This window comes from Planktothrix sp. FACHB-1355 (assembly GCF_014748295.1).
GTDB classification, from domain to species: domain Bacteria; phylum Cyanobacteriota; class Cyanobacteriia; order Cyanobacteriales; family Aerosakkonemataceae; genus Aerosakkonema; species Aerosakkonema funiforme_A.
Genome location: NZ_JACJUP010001068.1, coordinates 1 through 2445 on the forward strand (window position 1 = coordinate 1; position 2445 = coordinate 2445).

At 45.1% G+C, this 2445-nt stretch carries 1 protein-coding gene; it reads right to left on the reverse strand.

The window, feature by feature from the left end; all coding sequences use genetic code 11:
• Nucleotides 1–2439, reverse strand: a 2439-nt coding sequence (locus tag H6S82_RS29060; protein WP_242057153.1) for a condensation domain-containing protein, incomplete at its 3' end; no start/stop codon positions are given.
• Between the last annotated feature and the right edge of the window lie 6 nt (nt 2440–2445).

Below are 2445 nucleotides of genomic sequence, written 5' to 3' on the forward strand. Positions count from 1 at the left end.
GGGAAGATTGCCAGCTAACTGGTGTTTCCAGTAAGCAAGCTGCGTTTGGAACACTTCAACTTGCTGTTGCTGTTGCCAATAGGCAAAATCTTTATACTGAATCGGTAATTTCGCCAGCGGAGAAGGTTTTCCCCTAGAAAAAGCTTCGTAAAGCGCTACTATTTCTCGGATAAAAATGCCGATCGACCAGCCATCCGAGACGATATGGTGCATGACGAGAAGCAAGATGTTTTCCTCTTCTCCCACACGCACCAATTTAGCTCGCAATAAACCTCCGTCTTCTAAATCGAAAATCTGCTGCGCTTCGTCAGTTAAATAATCTTGAATTGATGATTTTTTAACGGTTTTGCAATCCCCTAATTGCCAATCTATCTCTGGATGGATAACTTGCATTGGTTGCCCATCCATTGCCTTGAAACTCATCCGCAGAACTTCATGACGTTTGATAATTTCCTGAAGGCTTTGTGACAAAGCTGCTTCGTTGATTCGTCCAGTCAGGTAAACGGCTATGGCAATGTTATAAGCAGCCGAATTTGGCTCTAACTTATTGATAAACCACAATCTCTGTTGAGCGAAAGAAAGAGGATATTCTGTCGCAATATTGCCAACTGGAGAGATAGGCACTAAGGATTTTGTTTCTCCCGCCGTTATTTGAGCGAGTATCTGCGTTGCCAACATCGAAATACTCGCACCCTCGAACAAATCTGCCACAGATACGGCTACTTGAAAATCGCCCTCAATGCGGTTTTTTAACTCAAAAACTTTTAAAGAATCCAGACCGAAACTGCTCAAAGGTTGCTGTTTGTCCGCAGAAGCTGGCGCTATTCCCAGCACTCGATCGACTTGTTCCTGAAGGTAAGATTCCAGTATTGATTGGCGATCGATCGCCGCAATTGTTAAGATTGCTTCTCGATTCAGGCGAGTAGCATCTTCTCCCTTTTCCCCACAATTCAGAATACTGCTACCCAAGACATCCAACTTGCCTGCCAAAAATTCTGACCGACAAGCACGACGTTGAATTTTACCGCTGGAAGTTTTAGGAATACTACCCGCTTTAATCAGCACCACAGCATAAACTTGTACCTCATGTTCTTCCGAGACAGCTTTGCGAATTGCGGCGATAACTTCCTCGACATTCGCTTTCGATCGAAACTGCAATTCTTGTACGACTACCAATTGTTCTTCATTGCCAATTTCGACAGCAAATGCCGCACCGCTACTCGATCGCAATTCTGGATGACTGCGTTCTGCGCTTAGTTCGATGTCAGTCGGATAGAGGTTGCGACCGCGTATGATAATTAAATCTTTGCTTCTTCCCGTGACGAAAAGTTCGCCATTTTGGCAAAATCCCAAATCCCCAGTTCGCAAAAAAGGCCCTGTGGTGCAGGCATCTTGTTTGCTATCTGCTAAATAGGCGCGGAAATTTTCTTCTGTTTCTTGAGTGCGATGCCAATAACCTTGGGCTACACTTGGCCCAGATACCCAAATTTCACCGACTTCATCCGGTAAACAACGAGTTAATTTTTCCGGATGCACGATCGCAATCTCCTGGTCTGGGATACTTTGACCGCAACTGACAAAACTTCGGATATCCTCATTTTCACCTTCAACTTCGATCGCGCGATCGCATTCCAGCGCACTCGCCCGAACACTTTTAATAGTTGGTGAAAATCTCTTAATTCCACCAGCAACCATCAAAGTTGCTTCCGCCATCCCGTAACAGGGATAAAAAGCTTCCCGGCGAAATCCACACTCGGCAAAGGTAGCAGAAAATCTCTCTAAAGTATCGTGACGGACTGGTTCCGCACCGTTAAAAGCCACATTCCAACTGCTTAAATCGAGCGTCTGGCGTTGTTCTGGTGTAATTTTTTCAATACACAATTCGTAAGCAAAATTAGGGCCACCGCTGGTAGTACCTCGATAGTGGGAAATCGCCTGCAACCACCGATAGGGACGCTGCAAAAAAGATGTCGGCGACATTAAAATGCAAGGAAATCCTCCATATAAAGGTTGCAATATCCCACCGATCAATCCCATATCGTGATAAGTCGGCAACCAAGAAATAAATTTACTGTTTGGCGAATGTTCCATTAAACGATAAGTCACTGCGGCGTTGTGCAACAAGTTGCCGTGACTCACCATTACCCCTTTCGGCTCTCCTGTAGAACCGGAAGTATATTGCAAAAAAGCTAATGTATTCGCTTCAATAAAGGGTTTTTGCCAATAATCTTCTATGTTTGGATCGAGATTATCTGTAGTCAGCCATTGTAAAGTTTCTGTCCCGATTTCTTCTTCTAGCAGGGATTTGACTTTAGATTCGATCGCCGATGTAGTAAGCGCGATCGCTGCTTGTGCGTCAGATGCGATCGCCTTTATCCTGGGCGTGTTGCGTTTGTTGCGCGGCGGATAAGCGGGAACAGCTATCACTCCCGCATACAAACAACC